This is a genomic window from Paraburkholderia sp. J76, assembly GCF_905220295.1.
In the GTDB taxonomy this organism is placed as follows: domain Bacteria; phylum Pseudomonadota; class Gammaproteobacteria; order Burkholderiales; family Burkholderiaceae; genus Paraburkholderia.
On the sequence record NZ_CAJMZJ010000005.1, the window covers coordinates 408,418 to 424,887 of the forward strand.

Annotated in this window: 18 protein-coding genes and 1 other RNA gene; 7 read left to right on the top strand and 12 right to left on the bottom strand. The window is 64.9% G+C overall.

The window, feature by feature from the left end; all coding sequences use genetic code 11:
* Positions 1-23: 23 nt before the first annotated feature.
* The 5 genes from purH to U5768_RS13035 all read left to right on the top strand — a co-directional run bounded on the left by purH (position 24) and on the right by U5768_RS13035 (position 5,119).
* Positions 24-1,589 carry a bifunctional phosphoribosylaminoimidazolecarboxamide formyltransferase/IMP cyclohydrolase gene (purH, locus tag U5768_RS13015; protein ID WP_322030803.1) on the top strand — a complete coding sequence of 522 codons (1,566 nt, stop codon included), beginning with the start codon at positions 24-26 and terminating at the stop codon, positions 1,587-1,589.
* A gap of 153 nt (positions 1,590-1,742) precedes the next feature.
* Positions 1,743-2,285, top strand: coding sequence for a crossover junction endodeoxyribonuclease RuvC (gene ruvC, locus U5768_RS13020; RefSeq protein ID WP_322030804.1), 543 nt, complete (start codon positions 1,743-1,745; stop codon positions 2,283-2,285).
* Positions 2,286-2,391: 106 nt separating this feature from the next.
* The gene (ruvA, locus tag U5768_RS13025; protein WP_322030805.1) at positions 2,392-2,973 is read left to right on the top strand and encodes a Holliday junction branch migration protein RuvA; all 582 of its coding nucleotides are present in this window, start codon (positions 2,392-2,394) and stop codon (positions 2,971-2,973) included.
* 99 nt (positions 2,974-3,072) lie between these two features.
* Positions 3,073-4,149, top strand: coding sequence for a Holliday junction branch migration DNA helicase RuvB (ruvB, locus tag U5768_RS13030; protein ID WP_322030806.1), 1,077 nt, complete (start codon positions 3,073-3,075; stop codon positions 4,147-4,149).
* Positions 4,150-4,174: 25 nt separating this feature from the next.
* Positions 4,175-5,119: an oxygenase MpaB family protein gene (locus U5768_RS13035; protein ID WP_322030807.1), complete on the top strand. Its 945-nt coding sequence runs from the start codon at positions 4,175-4,177 to the stop codon at positions 5,117-5,119.
* 89 nt (positions 5,120-5,208) lie between these two features.
* On the opposite strand, the gene U5768_RS13040 is transcribed toward U5768_RS13035, so the two are convergent.
* The 6 genes from U5768_RS13040 to U5768_RS13065 all read right to left on the bottom strand — a co-directional run bounded on the left by U5768_RS13040 (position 5,209) and on the right by U5768_RS13065 (position 9,822).
* The gene (locus tag U5768_RS13040) at positions 5,209-6,354 is read right to left on the bottom strand and encodes a branched-chain amino acid ABC transporter substrate-binding protein (RefSeq protein WP_322030808.1); all 1,146 of its coding nucleotides are present in this window, start codon (positions 6,352-6,354) and stop codon (positions 5,209-5,211) included.
* 309 nt (positions 6,355-6,663) lie between these two features.
* Positions 6,664-7,347: a histidine phosphatase family protein gene (locus U5768_RS13045; protein ID WP_322030809.1), complete on the bottom strand. Its 684-nt coding sequence runs from the start codon at positions 7,345-7,347 to the stop codon at positions 6,664-6,666.
* Between the two features lie 31 nt (positions 7,348-7,378).
* The gene (dtd, locus tag U5768_RS13050) at positions 7,379-7,849 is read right to left on the bottom strand and encodes a D-aminoacyl-tRNA deacylase (RefSeq protein ID WP_322030810.1); all 471 of its coding nucleotides are present in this window, start codon (positions 7,847-7,849) and stop codon (positions 7,379-7,381) included.
* Positions 7,846-9,099, bottom strand: a complete 1,254-nt coding sequence (tyrS, locus tag U5768_RS13055) for a tyrosine--tRNA ligase (RefSeq protein ID WP_322030811.1) — start codon at positions 9,097-9,099, stop codon at positions 7,846-7,848. Before tyrS ends, dtd begins: the two co-directional genes overlap by 4 nt.
* Positions 9,100-9,222: 123 nt before the next feature.
* Positions 9,223-9,534, bottom strand: a complete 312-nt coding sequence (locus tag U5768_RS13060) for a HigA family addiction module antitoxin (RefSeq protein WP_322030812.1) — start codon at positions 9,532-9,534, stop codon at positions 9,223-9,225.
* 9 nt (positions 9,535-9,543) lie between these two features.
* On the bottom strand, positions 9,544-9,822 hold the full coding sequence (locus U5768_RS13065) for a type II toxin-antitoxin system RelE/ParE family toxin (RefSeq protein WP_322030813.1): 279 nt from the start codon (positions 9,820-9,822) through the stop codon (positions 9,544-9,546).
* 276 nt (positions 9,823-10,098) lie between these two features.
* Between U5768_RS13065 and U5768_RS13070 the strand changes: the two genes are divergently transcribed.
* Positions 10,099-11,277, top strand: coding sequence for an anhydro-N-acetylmuramic acid kinase (locus tag U5768_RS13070; RefSeq protein WP_322030814.1), 1,179 nt, complete (start codon positions 10,099-10,101; stop codon positions 11,275-11,277).
* A gap of 83 nt (positions 11,278-11,360) precedes the next feature.
* Here the strand turns inward: U5768_RS13070 and erpA are convergent, their stop codons facing one another.
* The 3 genes from erpA to rplM all read right to left on the bottom strand — a co-directional run bounded on the left by erpA (position 11,361) and on the right by rplM (position 12,773).
* On the bottom strand, positions 11,361-11,726 hold the full coding sequence (gene erpA / locus U5768_RS13075; RefSeq protein ID WP_042262553.1) for an iron-sulfur cluster insertion protein ErpA: 366 nt from the start codon (positions 11,724-11,726) through the stop codon (positions 11,361-11,363).
* Between the two features lie 214 nt (positions 11,727-11,940).
* Positions 11,941-12,333 carry a 30S ribosomal protein S9 gene (gene rpsI, locus U5768_RS13080; protein WP_158948273.1) on the bottom strand — a complete coding sequence of 131 codons (393 nt, stop codon included), beginning with the start codon at positions 12,331-12,333 and terminating at the stop codon, positions 11,941-11,943.
* An 11-nt stretch (positions 12,334-12,344) separates the two neighbouring features.
* Positions 12,345-12,773, bottom strand: coding sequence for a 50S ribosomal protein L13 (gene rplM / locus U5768_RS13085; RefSeq protein WP_028201949.1), 429 nt, complete (start codon positions 12,771-12,773; stop codon positions 12,345-12,347).
* A 611-nt stretch (positions 12,774-13,384) separates the two neighbouring features.
* Between rplM and U5768_RS13090 the strand changes: the two genes are divergently transcribed.
* Complete coding sequence (locus tag U5768_RS13090; protein ID WP_027795839.1) at positions 13,385-13,807, top strand: OsmC family protein; 423 nt, start codon at positions 13,385-13,387, stop codon at positions 13,805-13,807.
* A gap of 83 nt (positions 13,808-13,890) precedes the next feature.
* Here the strand turns inward: U5768_RS13090 and rnpB are convergent.
* The 3 genes from rnpB to pyrC form a co-directional block, all read right to left on the bottom strand.
* Positions 13,891-14,301: RNase P RNA component class A (gene rnpB, locus U5768_RS13095), an RNA gene on the bottom strand.
* Between the two features lie 69 nt (positions 14,302-14,370).
* Positions 14,371-15,312, bottom strand: a complete 942-nt coding sequence (locus U5768_RS13100; protein WP_415913892.1) for a DUF3025 domain-containing protein — start codon at positions 15,310-15,312, stop codon at positions 14,371-14,373.
* On the bottom strand, positions 15,309-16,385 hold the full coding sequence (gene pyrC, locus U5768_RS13105) for a dihydroorotase (protein WP_415913893.1): 1,077 nt from the start codon (positions 16,383-16,385) through the stop codon (positions 15,309-15,311). Before pyrC ends, U5768_RS13100 begins: the two co-directional genes overlap by 4 nt.
* Positions 16,386-16,470: the final 85 nt, after the last annotated feature.

Consider the following 16,470-nt stretch of genomic DNA (forward strand, 5'->3'; position numbering starts at 1 on the left):
TCTATCGGCAACTCTCCCACATCATGATCAAGCAAGCGCTCATCTCCGTTTCCGACAAGGCAGGCATCGTCGATTTCGCGAAATCCCTCTCGGATCTCGGCGTCAAGCTCCTGTCGACCGGCGGCACCGCGAAACTGCTCGCGGACGCGGGTCTTCCCGTCACCGAAGTCGCCGACTACACCGGCTTTCCGGAAATGCTCGATGGGCGCGTGAAAACGCTGCACCCGAAGGTGCACGGCGGCATCCTCGCGCGCCGCGACCTGCCCGAGCACATGGCAGCGCTCGAAAAGCACGACATCCCGACGATCGACCTGCTCGTCGTGAATCTCTACCCGTTCGTCCAGACGATCTCGAAGGAAGAGTGCTCGCTCGAAGACGCGATCGAGAACATCGATATCGGCGGCCCGACGATGCTGCGCTCGGCGGCGAAGAATCATCGCGACGTGACCGTGGTCGTCGATCCGGCCGACTACGCCAAGGTGCTGGACGAAATGCGCGCGAACGGCAACAGCGTGAGCTACGCCACGAATTTCCGCCTCGCGACCAAGGTGTTCTCGCACACGGCGCAGTACGACGGCGCGATCACGAATTACCTCACGAGCCTGACCGACGCGCTCGAGCACAAGTCGCGCAACACCTACCCGGCTGTGCTCAACCTCGCCTACGACAAGGTCCAGGACCTGCGTTACGGCGAAAACCCGCACCAGAGCGCGGCGTTCTACCGCGACCTCGCGACGCCCGCCGGCGCGCTCGCGAACTATAAGCAGATCCAGGGCAAGGAACTCTCGTACAACAACATCGCCGACTCGGACGCCGCCTGGGAATGCGTGAAAACGTTCGACGTGCCGGCCTGCGTGATCATCAAGCACGCGAACCCGTGCGGCGTGGCGATCGGCGCGAACGCGCACGAAGCCTATTCGAAGGCATTCCAGACCGACCCGACCTCGGCGTTCGGCGGCATCATCGCGTTCAACCGCGAAGTGGACGAAACCGCGGCGCAAGCCGTGGCGAAGCAGTTCGTCGAAGTGCTGATCGCGCCGTCGTTCTCGGATGCGGCGAAGGCCGTGTTCGCCGCCAAGCAGAACGTGCGTCTGCTGGAAATCGCATTGGGCGACGGCCATAACGCGTTCGACCTGAAGCGCGTGGGCGGCGGCCTCCTCGTGCAATCGCTCGACTCGAAGAACGTGCAGCCGCACGAACTGCGCGTCGTGACGAAGCGTCACCCCACGCCGAAGGAAATGGACGATCTGCTGTTCGCATGGCGCGTCGCGAAGTTCGTGAAGTCGAACGCGATCGTGTTCTGCGCGAACGGCATGACGATGGGCGTGGGCGCGGGCCAGATGAGCCGCGTGGATTCGGCGCGCATCGCCAGCATCAAGGCCGAAAACGCGGGCCTCAAGCTCGCGGGCACGGCAGTGGCCTCGGACGCGTTCTTCCCGTTCCGCGACGGCCTCGACGTGGTGGTGAACGCAGGCGCGACCTGCGTGATCCAGCCGGGCGGCTCGATGCGCGACGACGAAGTGATCGCCGCCGCCGACGAGCACAACATCGCCATGGTGATGACGGGCATTCGCCACTTCCGTCACTAACCCGGTAGTCGATCGTTGTCGATGTCGGCAAAAAGCCCGCTTCGCGCGGGCTTTTTCTTTGGGCCGCGCGCCGTGTTCGCTTGGGCCATCAAGGCTCGCGGCAACTATGCCGTTCGTTGTACCATCGCAGCACATCCGTTTTCCCCGCATTTCATGAGAATTCTCGGCATCGACCCCGGCTTGCGCGTGACCGGCTTCGGCGTGATCGAGCGTCACGGCCATCAGCTCACGTATGTCGCAAGTGGCGTCATCCGCACCGCCGATGCCGATCTGCCCACGCGCCTCGGCACCATCTTCGAGGGCGTCTCCACGCTGATCCGCCAGCACGCGCCCGACCAGGCCGCGATCGAAAAGGTCTTCGTCAACGTCAATCCGCAGTCGACCTTGCTGCTCGGGCAAGCGCGCGGCGCGGCCATTTGCGGGCTGGTGTCGGGCGGTGTGCCGGTGGCCGAGTACACCGCGCTGCAACTCAAACAAGCCGTGGTGGGCTACGGTCGCGCGACCAAGGAGCAGATGCAGCAGATGGTCGTGCGCCTGCTCGCCCTCACGGGCACGCCCGGCACCGACGCCGCCGACGCGCTCGGCATGGCCATTTGCCATGCTCACGGCGGGGATGCGCTGGCCGCGCTCGGCGGGCTCGCGCCCGCGCTCGCGAAGAAGGGCATGCGCGTGCGGCGCGGGCGGTTGATCGGCTGAATTCACGCTTCATGCACCTGGCCGAACGGCCAGCGTTCCGACCGCGCACGCCGCATCGCCCTGCCTCCGCTACACTCTCCACCTTTCCCTCATCACAGAAACCGCCATGATCGGTCGCATTGCCGGCGTATTGCTGGAAAAGAACCCGCCGCACCTGCTTGTCGACTGCAACGGCGTCGGCTACGAAGTCGATGTGCCGATGAGCACGTTCTACAACCTGCCCGGCACCGGCGAAAAAATCGTGTTGCTCACGCAGATGATCGTGCGCGAAGACGCGCATCTGCTCTTCGGCTTCGGCACGCAGGAAGAGCGCGCGACGTTTCGCGAACTGCTCAAGATCAGCGGCATCGGCGCGCGCATGGCGCTCGCCGTGCTTTCGGGCATGAGCGTGCACGACCTCTCGCAAGCGGTCACGCAGCAGGATGCGGCGCGTCTCACGCGCGTGCCCGGCATCGGCAAGAAAACGGCCGAGCGTCTGTTGCTCGAACTCAAGGGCAAGCTCGGCGCGGACCTCGGCGCGATGGCGGCCGCCGCTTCGCCTTCCGACCACGCGAACGACATTCTCAACGCGCTGCTCGCACTCGGCTATTCGGAGAAGGAAGGGCTCGCCGCAATCAAGAACGTGCCCGCGGGCACCGGCGTTTCCGAAGGCATCAAGCTCGCGTTGAAGGCGCTTTCGAAGGGCTGATTTCCATCGCGCGCGGACAACACCGGCTGTTAGTTGCACCTCCGGCGCCGCGCGGGAGACGGCCCCGCCGCCGCATAGTCTGCGCGGTACAATCGCCGGATGATCGAAACCGACAAACTCGCCGCCAACCACGCCGGCGCCGACCGCGTGATCGCCGCCACGCCCGTCTCGACCCACGAGGAGGCGTTCGAACGCGCGTTACGCCCGCGCCAGCTCGACGAATATGTCGGCCAGGAAAAGGTGCGCGGCCAGCTCGAAATCTTCATCGAGGCTGCGAAGCGCCGTTCGGAGCCGCTCGACCACGTGCTGCTGTTCGGGCCGCCGGGGCTCGGCAAGACCACGCTCGCGCACATCATCGCGCGTGAAATGGGGGTCAATCTGCGGCAGACGTCGGGGCCCGTGCTCGAGCGCGCGGGCGATCTCGCGGCGCTGCTCACCAATCTCGAAGCCAACGACGTGCTTTTCATCGACGAAATTCACCGGCTCTCGCCGGTCGTCGAGGAAATCCTGTACCCGGCGCTCGAGGACTACCAGATCGACATCATGATCGGCGAGGGGCCGGCCGCGCGCAGCGTGAAGCTGGACCTTCAACCGTTCACGCTCGTGGGCGCGACCACGCGCGCGGGCATGCTCACGAACCCGCTGCGCGACCGCTTCGGCATCGTCTCGCGCCTGGAGTTCTACAACTCGGCTGAACTCTCGCGCATCGTGCAGCGCTCGGCTTCGCTGCTCGGCGCGCAGATTCATCCCGATGGCGCGCTCGAAATCGCGCGCCGCTCGCGTGGCACGCCGCGTATCGCGAACCGCCTGCTGCGCCGCGTGCGCGACTACGCCGAGGTGAAGGCAGACGGCGCGATCACCGCGAAAGTCGCCGACGCCGCGCTGCGCATGCTCGACGTCGATCCCGTGGGCTTCGACCTGATGGACCGCAAGCTGCTCGAAGCCATCCTGCACAAGTTCGACGGCGGCCCGGTAGGCGTCGATAACCTCGCCGCCGCGATTGGCGAGGAGCGCGACACGATCGAGGACGTGCTCGAACCGTATCTGATCCAGCAGGGCTATTTGCAGCGCACACCGCGCGGCCGCGTGGCCACGCAGCTTAGCTATCGCCACTTCGGCCTCACCGCGCCGGACGACGCATCGGCAGGCGGCGACTGGGAACCGGACGCGTCCTAGGGCGCGGCGCACGCGCGAGAGCACGATGTCCGACCACGCCGGCCTGCCTCCCAACGCGCCTGAACCGACCGGCCTTGCCGGCCAGCTCGCGCGCCGCGTGCGCATGACGCTCGCCGAAAGCATCACGCACCTCACCACCGGCAGCGGCCCGAAGCTCGATTACTCGAACCCGCCAGGCGACCCGGGCCTTTTCGGCCCCGACGCCATCTGCTGGATAGTCCATGCCGATTTCGCGGCAATGATGGCGGGCGGCGTCAGCGCGCTGCTGCTCCAGGCGCTGCATCCGCTTGCGCTCGCAGGCGTGTGGGACCATTCGACGTTTCGCATCGACATACTCGGGCGCTTGCGACGCACCGCGACCTTCATCGCCGGCACGACTTACGGCAGCCGCGCCGACGCACTGGCGTTGATCGAACGCGTCAAGAAAATCCACCTCTCGGTGACGGGCGCCGCGCCCGATGGCAGCTCCTATCGCGCGAGCGACCCCGCGTTGCTGACGTGGGTGCATGTGGCCGAAGTGGCGAGCTTTCTCGGCGCGTATTTGCGCTTCGTGAATCCCGCGCTGCCGGGCGGAATGCAGGATCAGTACTACGCCGAAGTCGCGCGCATTGCCGAATTGCTCGGTGCGACGAACGTACCCCGCTCGCGCGCCGAAATCGCTGCGTATCTACAGTCGATGCAGCCCGAACTCGTCGCGAGCGAGCGCACGTTCGAGGTCGTGCGCGTGCTTATGCAAGCGCCCGCGCCGCGCCCGGGAATGCGCCCCGCCGGCGCGCTGATCAGGCACGCGGGCATCGACCTGCTGCCGCCCTTCGCGCAGCAGATGCTCGGATTCGACTCCTTCGCGTTCGCACGCCGCGCCGTCGTGCAGCCCGGCATGCGCGCGGTCGCGCCGGTATTGCGCTGGGCGCTCGTCAACGGCGTATCGAAACGCGCGCGGCGGCGGGCGGCCGCAAAACCCACGCAATAAACGCCGCAGGGGGCGCGGAATAGAAAAACGGCCAACCCGCTCGCGCAGGTTGGCCGCTCTCCATGCAGCGCGTTGATGCGCCTGCGTGCTTACATCTTCACCACGTCGAGCAGCGTCTTCTTGCCCGCCTTGTAGTTGTAGAGCGAGATCACGCCATGCTTGAGATCGCCCTTCGCGTCGAACGTCGTCTCGCCAATCACGCCCTTGTAGTCCGTACCCGGGATCTGCGCGAGGATCTTCGCGTGGTCGGTCGAGTTCGCGCGCTTCATCGCATCGACGACGATGTACACCGCGTCATACGTGAACGGCGCATCGAATTCGATCGGGTGACCGAAACGCTTCTGGTATTTCGCCGCGAACGCCGCGCCGCCGTTCATGCGCTCGACCGCCATACCGGCCTGCGAGCAGACGATGTTGTCCGTCGCCGCGCCCGCGAGATCCGCGAGGCTTTCCGTGCACACGCCGTCGCCGGAGAGCACCTTCGCCCGCAGACCGAGTTGCTTCGCCTGCTTCGCGAACGGACCGCCCGTGGCGTCCATGCCGCCGTACATGATCGCGTCGGGGTTTTCGCCCTTGATCTTCGTGAGAATGGCGCGGAAGTCCACGGCCTTGTCGTTGGTCGCGTCGTGCGAGAGCACCTTCATGCCGAGCGACTTCGCCGTCTTCTCGAACTCGTTCGCGAGGCCCTGGCCATAGGCCGTCGAGTCGTCGACCACGGCCACAGTCTTCACGTTCAGCGACTTCGCCGCGTAATCGGCGAGCGCCGGACCTTGCTGCGCGTCGGTCGCGACCACGCGGTACGTGGTCTTGAAGCCCTGCTGCGTGTACGACGGATTGGTCGACGACGGCGAGATCTGCACGATGCCCGCGTCGCTGTAGATCTTCGAAGCGGGGATCGATGCGCCCGAGTTCAGGTGGCCGATCACGGCAACGACCTTGTCGTCCACCAGTTTCTGCGCGACCTGAGTGGCCTGGCGCGGGTCGGCGGCATCGTCCTGGGCGTCCAGCACGAGCGTGACCTTCTGGCCGTCGATCGTGAGGCCCTTGGCGTTGATTTCCTCGATGGCGAGGCGCGCGCCGTTTTCGTTGTCCTTGCCGAGGTGGGCCGAACCGCCCGTGAGCGGGCCGACGTGGCCGATCTTGACGACCTGGTCGGCCGACGCGTTGCCCGACAGCGCTGCGAGCGCCATGACTGCTGCGCTCACCGGCAGCAACTTGTGAAGCTTGAACGTCATTGAACTTTCTCCTGCGTGTTTTTCTGGGAATACCCGTTCGTATTGCACCCTTGAGCGCGCGGCCTCACGCTTGTCGTGCGCGCGCGTCCCTCTTCAACGCAGGGTCGGGCTTGCGGCCCGGTGGCAGAGCGCCCAAAGGCAGGACAAATGTTAGCAGGACGCTTAACTTTGTGGTTGGGCTTCGGAAAGAACCTGCAAGCAGGCGGAAAGGAAATCGCGGGGCTTGGCCGTAACGCGGGCTTAAGCCGGCGGGCCAGGCAGGAGGAACAGGACAGCGCGGATGCGGCCCGCGCTGTGCGGGAAGCCAGATTAGCGGCCCGGCTCGGGCGTGCGCCTGAAGCCGTCGTCGGCGCTGACGCCGCCCAGATGCGCCACGTCGCCCCATGCGACGACATGCGCCTGCGTCACGTAGCCGTCGCGCTCGAAATCGACGACGTTCACGCTCGTGTTGAGGAGCGGCCATGCGCGCGGTGCGTCGAGCGTGAGGCCGCTCGCGAACCGGTACACGCAGTCGAGCACGCCGCCGTGCGCGACACAAGCAATACGGCCGCCAGGATGCATGGCGAGGATAGGTTCGAGCGCGTGCAGTACGCGGTGGTAGAACTCGCGCTGCGACTCGCCCTCGGGCGGCGCGAAGCCGGGATCCCGCGTTTGCCAGTGTGCGTATTCGTCCGGAAAGCGCTCGGCGATTTCGTCGCTGTCGTGGCCCTGGAACGCGCCATAGTTGCGCTCGCGAAGGCCATCGGTGAGTTGCACCGGCAAGCCCAGGGCTTCGGCAATGGGTTGCGCAGTTTGTTGCGCGCGCAACAGGTCGCTCGACCAGATCGCGTCAAGCCGCGCGCCCGACTGCGCTTCTTTCGCGAGCCGCGCGCCGAGCAACTGCGCCTGCGCCACGCCGCTTTCGGCAAGCGGAATGTCGATATGGCCCTGGATGCGTTTGATGCGGTTCCAGTCTGTTTCGCCGTGGCGGATAAAGAGAATCTGCGTGTTCATAGGCAAAAGCGCATCGTCAAAAGCGCATGAGTCAGTTACGCACTTGCAGCCAGAACGTGACAGGGCCGTCGTTGACGAGCGACACCTGCATGTCCGCGCCGAACTCGCCTGTCTCGACGGTTGGATGCTTCTCGCGCGCGGCGGCGACGAAATAGTCGAACAGACGCCGCCCTTCTTCGGGCGGTGCGGCCGGCGTGAAGCTCGGGCGCAGGCCGCTGTTCGTATCGGCAGCAAGTGTGAACTGCGAGACCAGCAGCAGACCGCCTGCGGCGCCGTTGCCGTCGACGTTCTGCACGCTCAGGTTCATCTTGCCCGCCGCGTCGCTGAACACGCGATAGCCGAGCAGCTTCGCGAGCAGTTTGTCGGCGTTGGCCTCGGTGTCGCCACGCTCCGCGCAAACCAACGCGAGCAGCCCCTGGCCGATCGCGCCCGTCACGCGTTCGCCGTCGCCTTGCGCCACACACACTTGGGCGCGGCGCACGCGCTGGATCAGCGCAATCATGCGGTGAGCGTCACACGCGCGAAGCGCCGCTTGCCCACCTGCACGACGAACTCGCCCGCTTCGACCTTGAGGCCCTTGTCGGAGACGGTAGCGCCGTCGATCTTCACGCCGCCTTGCTCGATATTGCGCAGCGCTTCGCTCGTGGACGGTACGAGCCCCGCCTGCTTGAGCAACTGGCCGATGGCCAGCGGCGCGCCCGCGAGCGTGATCGACGCAATGTCGTCTGGCACGCCGCCCTTCGCGCGGTGGTTGAAGTCTTCGAGCGCGCGCTCGGCGTCTTGCTGCGAGTGAAAGCGCGCGACGATTTCCTGCGCCAGCAGCACCTTGAAGTCGCGCGGATTGCGGCCCGCCTCGATCTCGCGCCTGAAGCCCTCGATTTCGTCCATGGGACGGAACGAGAGCAGCGTGAAGTAACGCCACATCAGCACGTCGGAAATGCTCATCAGCTTGCCGAACATGTCGTTGGGCTTTTCGCTGATGCCGATGTAGTTGTTCTTCGACTTCGACATCTTCTCGACGCCGTCGAGGCCTTCGAGCAGCGGCATCGTGAGAATGCACTGCTGCTCCTGGCCGTACTGCTTTTGCAGTTCGCGGCCCACGAGCAGGTTGAACTTCTGGTCCGTGCCGCCGAGTTCGAGGTCGGCATTGAGCGCGACCGAATCGTAGCCCTGCATGAGCGGATACAGGAATTCGTGGATCGAGATCGGCACGCCGCCCTGGAAGCGCCGGGTGAAGTCCTCGCGCTCCAGAATGCGTGCAACGGTGTAGCGCGAAGCGAGCTTGATCATGCCGTCGGCGCCGAGCGGCATCGACCATTCGCTGTTGTAGCGAATTTCGGTCTTTTCGCGGTCGAGCACGAGTGCGGCCTGCTCGAAGTACGTTTTCGCGTTCGATTCGATCTGCTCGCGCGTGAGCGGCGGACGCGTGGCATTACGGCCCGACGGGTCGCCGATCAGCGAAGTGAAGTCGCCGATCAGGAAGATCACCGTGTGGCCGAGATCCTGAAGCTGGCGCATCTTGTTGAGCACGACCGTATGGCCGATATGGATGTCGGGCGCGGTCGGGTCGAGGCCGAGCTTGATGCGCAGCGGCTTGCCCGTGGCCGCGCTGCGGGCGAGCTTCTGCTCGAATTCTTCTTCGATCAGCAGTTCGTCCACGCCGCGCTTCGTGACGGCAAGCGCGTGACGGACTTCGTCGGTGACCGGAAAGGCGTCTTTTGCGCCGCTGGTAGGAGTGGACTCGTTGCTCATGCTTCGATCGGTTCTGTCGTTAAGTCTGGGTCTAGACCGCGATTTTACGTGATTCGACGCGCCAGGCCGGGGTTTGCGGGTCTTTGCGGGTCGTGCGCAACGCGAACCCCGCGCTCAACGCGCTCAGGAACGGGCGGCGGCGCGCTCCACGCGCGGAACGCCTTTCACGCGCGCCTGCCAGAGATCGTAGGCGATCTGCATGGCGAGCCACAGATCGGCGCGGCCGCCGTTCTCCTCGCCAAGCCACGCCTCGAGGCGCAGGGCCATTTCCGGCGAAATGCCGGCGCGGCCATTGAGCACGCGCGAGAGCGCCACGCGCGTGACGCCAAGCTGCGCCGCGGCCTCGGTCACGGTGAGTCCAAGCTCCGGGAGAATGTCCTCCCGCAGCGTTTCGCCGGGGTGCGGCGGGTTATGCATGCGTATCGTGTCGTTCATCTTCATGCCTCAGTGATAATCGTGATAGTCGACAAGCACCGCATGGCGGCCTTCGAACGCGAAAGTCAGACGCCAGTTGCCGTTGACGAGAATGGCATGGTGGCCGTCCAGACGGCCCTCCAGCGCATGGCAGCGCCAGCCCGGCACGTTCATGTCCCGCGGCGACTCCGCCTCGTCGAGCCGTGCCAGTTGGCGCCGCAGGCGCGGTATGTGATCGGGCCGGATGCCTGCCTTGCTGCCGGTGAAGAAGAACGCCTTCAGCCCTTTGTGATTCCACGACTTGATCATGATTCTCCAGACTAAGCAGATGAACATCGGTGGGTCTGGAGCCAGGGTCCGGCTTGGTCGGTGCGCGTTCTCCGTATAGCGTATAGCCTCACTATACGGATGGCGCATCGCGCGGTCAACAACAAAACCCCAAGGGTTGATCTCGCACAGGCTCCAGTGCCGCCCGTGTTCGAGCGGCAGAAAGAAGCGTCCCACGCCGCGAAGGCGGCCAACAGTCAGCCGTTCGGCTTACGCTCGAACGGCATTGCGTCGATAATTCCCTCGCAGGAACACTGAATGGCATTGATAAAGGAGCACAACGTGGCGCCACGCGACGCACGAAACGAGAGCGCACACGCCGCCGACGGCGTGTATTTCGGCCTGATGTCGGGCACGAGCATGGACGGCGTGGACGGCATCGCCGTGCGCTTCGAGGCTGGCCAGCGGCCAGTGGTGCTGGCGGAGGCCTTCGTCGGCTTCGCTCAGGGGCTGCGCGAGGCGCTCTTTTCGTTGCAGCAACCAGGCGAGAACGAGATCGAGCGCGAAGCGCTCGCCGGCAATGCGCTCGCGGCCCGCTACGCGGTGTGCTGTCACGAGCTGCTGCGCTCGGGCAATGTTTCGGCCGGCGACGTGCGTGCCATCGGCGCGCACGGCCAGACCGTGCGGCATCGTCCGGAGAAGGGCTATACGGTGCAGATCCAGAACCCGGCCCTGCTCGCGGAACTCACCCACATCGACGTGATCGCCGACTTCCGCAGCCGCGACGTCGCCTCGGGCGGTCAGGGCGCGCCGCTCGTGCCCGCGTTCCACGCGACGCTGTTCGGCTCGCAGGAAGAAACGCGCGTGGTCTGCAACCTGGGCGGCATCAGCAACATCACGGTGCTTTCGTCCACGGGCGCGGTGCGCGGGTTCGACTGCGGCCCGGCCAACGCCCTGCTCGACCTCTGGGCCGAACGCCATCTCGGCAAGCCTTACGACGAGAACGGCAAGTTCGCCGCCAGCGGCAATCTGCATCAGCCGCTTCTGAACGTCCTGCTGGACGACCCGTTCTTCGAGCAGCAGCCGCCCAAGAGCACAGGCCGCGATCTTTTCAACGCGCAATGGCTCGACGACAAGCTCAAGGGTTTCGAGTCGCTCACGCCCGCCGACGTGCAAGCCACGCTGGTCGCGCTGACTGCCGTGAGCGTCGCGCGCGAGATCGAACGGCATGCGAGCGATTGCCGCGCGGTGTATGTCTGCGGCGGCGGCGCGCGCAATGCGGCATTGATGGCGGCGCTGCAAAAAGCGCTCGAAACGGGCGGTGTGGCGGGCGTCCCCGTCATGACGACGGAAGCGCTAGGCGTGCCGCCTAATCAGGTGGAGCCGCTTGCGTTCGCGTGGCTCGCCATGCGCTGCCTCGCTCGCGAGCCGGGCAATCTTGCGGCCGTCACGGGCGCGGCCGGCGAACGCGTGCTGGGCGCGATTTATCCGCGCTGAGTGCGCACGCCCGCACGTCAACCGGGCGCACGAATGAAAAACGGGGCCGAAGCCCCGTTCCGTATTTTACCGCAGGCAATCGATCAAACCGAGAACGACGAGCCACAACCACACGTGGTGGTCGCGTTCGGGTTCTTGATGACGAATTGCGCGCCGTTCAGATCGTCCTTGTAGTCGATCTCGGCGCCGACGAGGTACTGATAGCTCATCGAGTCGATCAGAAGCTGGACGCCGTTGCGGTTCATCACGGTGTCGTCTTCGTTGACCGTCTCGTCGAACGTGAATCCGTACTGGAAGCCCGAGCAGCCGCCGCCCTGCACGAATACGCGCAGCTTCAGCTCCGGGTTGCCTTCCTCGTCGATCAGTTGCTTGACCTTGTCAGCCGCTGCTTCGGTGAAAACGAAGGGACCGGGCATTTCGGTCGCGGTAGTTTCGGTGACAGCGCTCATTCGAACTCTCCAAAAAAGCTTCTAGCCGCTATTGTAGGGCTCTTCCCGATATCGTGCTTAAGCCCACGAAATCAAGGGTTTCTCCAGATTATCGCGGCTTGCGCGCCACGCATGGGACGCGCCGATAAAACGAAAAAGCCGCCCGGCGCACGGAGCGCGGACGGCTTTTGCAGCGGCGCTGCGCCCCGCGAGGGGCGCAGGCCCAAAGCGCCAATTAACGCTTCGAGAACTGCTTGCGGCGACGTGCCTTGTGGAAACCGACCTTCTTACGTTCCACTTCACGTGCGTCACGGGTGACGAAGCCAGCTTGCGACAGTGCCGGCTTGAGCGTTGCGTCGTAGTCCATCAGCGCGCGCGTGATGCCGTGGCGAACTGCGCCGGCCTGGCCGGTTTCGCCGCCGCCCGTCACGTTCACCTTGATGTCGAACGTCTGGCCGTGGTTCGTGAGTTCCAGCGGTTGACGCACGATCATGAGCGACGTTTCGCGCGAGAAGTAGTCGGCGATGGGCTTGCCGTTGACGACGATTTCGCCCTTGCCCGACTTGATGAAGACACGAGCGACGGCGCTCTTGCGGCGGCCCGTACCGTAATTCCAGTTACCGATCATGTGGGCTCCCCTTAGATCTCGAGCGCCTTCGGCTGTTGCGCCGAGTGCGGGTGCGTTGCTTCAGCGTAGACCTTCAGCTTCTTGATCATCGCGTAGCCGAGCGGGCCCTTCGGCAGCATGCCCTTCACGGCCTTCTCGAGCGCGCGGCCCGGGAAGCGTTCCTGCATCTTGCCGAACGTCGTTTCGTAGATACCGCCCGGGTAACCCGAGTGACGGTAGTACTTCTTGTCGGTGGTCTTGTTGCCCGTGACCTTCAACTTGCCGGCGTTGATGATGATGATGAAATCACCCGTATCGACGTGCGGGGTGAACTCAGGCTTGTGCTTGCCGCGAAGACGGCGTGCCACTTCGCTGGCGACACGGCCGAGAACCTTATCCGTCGCGTCAATCACGTACCATTCGCGCTGCACTTCATGTGCCTTGGCGGAAAAAGTCTTCATGATCGATCCAAAAAATATGCTTTGCCCAGTTTCGTCCTGCTTGTGTGGTGACGCTCGTTGACGTCGGCGCAGGCTCTCCCTGTTTTTCTCCCGCGGGCATGGATGCGGGAAACCCAAGATTATAAAAGGAAATTTGCCGTCAAGTCAAAAAATTGCTTGCAGCAAAGCAAAACGCGGGGTGAGGACGAAAAAAAGCCCGAACGCGTTGTTCGGGCTTAATCCACTCTTTGGAGGAGGGTGGAGGAGACATGCTGAGGTGTCGTGAAGCACGACAACCAATGAGCTGAATTATACGGACAGGCCTTGTGCGACGCAAGAGCGTTTGCATTACGAAATGCAACACCACGATATGAAATGAAAATATCAAGGCACACCCAACATAAATTCCTTAAAAATCAAACACCTACCAAATGTCACCTCAAAAATGCGGCGACTTGGCTAGAGCGAAACCCCTAATTGCGTAAGGGAAATCCGCCTTGTTTGACGGATGTCGCGCCGCAACATTCAGGCGTAGGACGTAAGAGGCTTCTGCCCCTGTCCCCTCGGACATACCTGTAAGTGGCGGGCTACAATGCCGTCTGAATCAAGAAACCGCGCAGAGGCATACGCACATGGAATGCAAAGTTAGCTGGATGGGACAGGACGGCATGGCGTTCGCCGCCGAAACGGGCAGCGGCCATCTCGTCAACATGGACGGCGCGCCGGAAGGCGGCGGCCACAACCTCGCGCCGCGGCCGATGGAAATGGTCCTGCTCGGCACGGGCGGCTGCACGGCCTACGACGTGGTGCTGATCCTCAAGAAGAGCCGTCAGGAAGTGAGCGGCTGCAGCGTGACGCTCAAGGCCGAGCGCGCGAGCGAAGATCCCAAGGTTTTCACGAAGATCCACTTTCACTTCACCGTGACCGGCAAGAATTTGAACCCGGCCACCGTGGAGCGCGCGATCAACCTCTCGCACGACAAGTACTGCTCGGCGTCGATCATGATCGGCAAGACCGCCGAGATCACGCATACGTTCGAGATCGTCGCGGCTTAAGGCCCTGCGACGCTCAGGCGGCGACAAAAGAAAAAGCCGGCACGGTTCTTCGATGAACCGTGCCGGCTTTTGCATGAATGAGGCTGCAAAGCAGGCCGATAAGCCGGATTCTGTGCACACGCCGCGTCCGAAGACGCGCCGCGCGTGGCAGCCATTCCTCTAGGCGCGCCATTGCTGACGCGCTCAAGCTTCCTACCCGCTGGCGTGACAGGGGCCCCGTCCTGCATCTCGAAGATGCTAGCCAGCCTACTTGGAATTGCTCCGGGTGGAGGTTACCGTGCCGTCTACGTCGCCGCAGACGCGGTGCGCTCTTACCGCACCGTTTCACCCTTACCTGATCCCGACCGAAGTCGGGCCATCGGCGGTCTGTTCTCTGTTGCCCTGTTCCGCGTGTCGCCACGGATGGCCGTTAGCCATCACCCTGCCCTGTGGAGTCCGGACTTTCCTCGCCTCCTCGGCCGAAACCTCGGAGCCGCGACTGCCTGGCCTGCTTTGCGAGGCGCGATCTTAGCACGTACGCGCGCGCGGCACCTGGGGCCGGATCGAGCCCCGCGTGCCGGTCTTCAGCGCGACCGCCGACCGGCGCGAAAGACCGACGCGTCGTCGTAGAACGACGGGTCCTCGTTCGGCGCCCACCAGCCGGGAATACCGAGCACCGGCAGCGGCGCGAAGCTGCGCCCGTTGAGCGCGGCGTCGGCGGCGAGCGCGGCGCTCACCGTCTCGTCCAGATACGCGTTGCGTTGCGCGCGGGACCACGTGAAATACGCTCGCGGCACCTCGACCACCCATGCGTGCGCCGTACACGCCGCATAGGGCGAGGTCAGCTTTTCGAGCAGCGCATGGCCGAAAACGCGAACTTCGCAGCGCGCCTCGCCAGGCGTCTCTCCGCCCACGGCTTCCCAGCCCGTGCGCTGCGCCACGAACAGCGCGCGCCAGTCGAAGCTGCGCAACGCCGCGATGAGCGCCGCGTCAGACGAGGCAAAGAGCACCGCATTCTCGTCGAAGAGCGTAAGCGCGTCGCGCACGCCGCCGCGCGTGGCGCCCACGCCCAGCACGTCGATCGCCGCGGCCTGGCGTGCGTTCAGCGTCGCCTTGATGCGCGGGAACGCGAACCATGCCAGTGCGTTGAAGAAGTCGTGGAGATTGTGGCGCGTAGGCACGCAACCCGTCGCCGCGATATGCGCCTCGTAGGCCGAGCCTTCGGGCAGGTCGTCCTGCGCGATAAAGCGTAGCGGCTGGCCGCGGCCCGTGCTTTGGGCGGCGGCGCGCGCGTCGGCGTTCAGTTCATCCAGGTATGCCGCGTATCCCGCCAGCGCGGCCTGCTGCCAGCGCCGGCCGCGCGCTTCGTGCTGCGCGGACCAGGGGCGTGACCAGTCGATGTCGTTGAAACTGCCCAGCGGCATGGTCCGGCGCGGCGCGCGGGCCGGCATCGGTGCGTGCGCATCGACTGTGCGGACCGCGTCGATCGTTGCGCCCGCAGCCACGCGCGGCCCCGCCTCGTTCAAGCGAGTTTCCAGCCGATCGTCTCGCCGCCGCGCAGCGGCACGACGGGCGTGTCGCCGGCCTCGACCTCGGCCGGCAGCGTCCAGGTCTCGCGGCGCAGCGTGACGGTTTCGGTCGCGCGCGGCAGCCCGTAGAAGTCCGCGCCGTAAAAGCTCGCGAAGCCCTCCAGCTTGTCGAGCGCGCCAGCATTGTCGAACGCTTCGGCGTACAACTCGAGCGCATGCAGCGCCGTGTAGCAGCCCGCGCAACCGCACGCGTGCTCCTTCAGGCCCTTCGGGTGCGGCGCGCTGTCGGTGCCGAGGAAGAAGCGATGGTCGCCCGAAGTCGCCGCCTCCACGAGCGCCACGCGATGCGTCTCGCGCTTGAGCACCGGCAGGCAGTAGTAGTGCGGACGGATGCCGCCCTGGAAGATCGCGTTGCGGTTGTACAGCAGGTGATGCGCGGTGATCGTCGCGCCGAGCAGGCCCGGCGCGGCGTTATCGGCCCGGATGTAGTCCACGGCGTCCTTCGTCGTGATGTGCTCGAACACCACCTTGAGCGCCGGGAAATCGCGGCGCAGCGGCGTCATCACGCGGTCGATGAAGACCTTCTCGCGATCGAACAGGTCGATGTCGGCGCTCGTCACTTCGCCGTGCACGAGCAGCGGCATGCCCACTTCCTGCATGGCTTCGAGCGTCTTCGCGCACTTGCGGATATCCGTCACGCCAGCGTCCGAGTTGGTCGTCGCGCCCGCCGGATACAGCTTCACGCCGTGCACGAAGCCGCTTGCCTTCGCGCGGCGGATTTCCTCGGGCGGCGTGTTGTCGGTGAGATAGAGCGTCATCAGCGGCTCGAACGCCGAGCCCGCCGGCAGCGCAGCGAGAATGCGCTCGCGGTAGGCGGCGGCCATTTCCGTCGTCGTGACGGGCGGCTTGAGGTTCGGCATGATGATCGCGCGGCCGAACTGGCGCGCCGTGTGCGGCAGGACGGCCGCGAGCATCGCGCCGTCGCGCACGTGCAGGTGCCAGTCGTCGGGACGGGCAAGCGTGAGAGTCGTGGGGGAAGAGGCGTTCATGGCGGCAATCCTGCAATGCATCCGACAAATTTCGTATTGGCGACCCGCAGGCCGGTGATATGCTTGGGAAACCATTATTGTAACGGGTCGACGGCGGGCCCCGCCT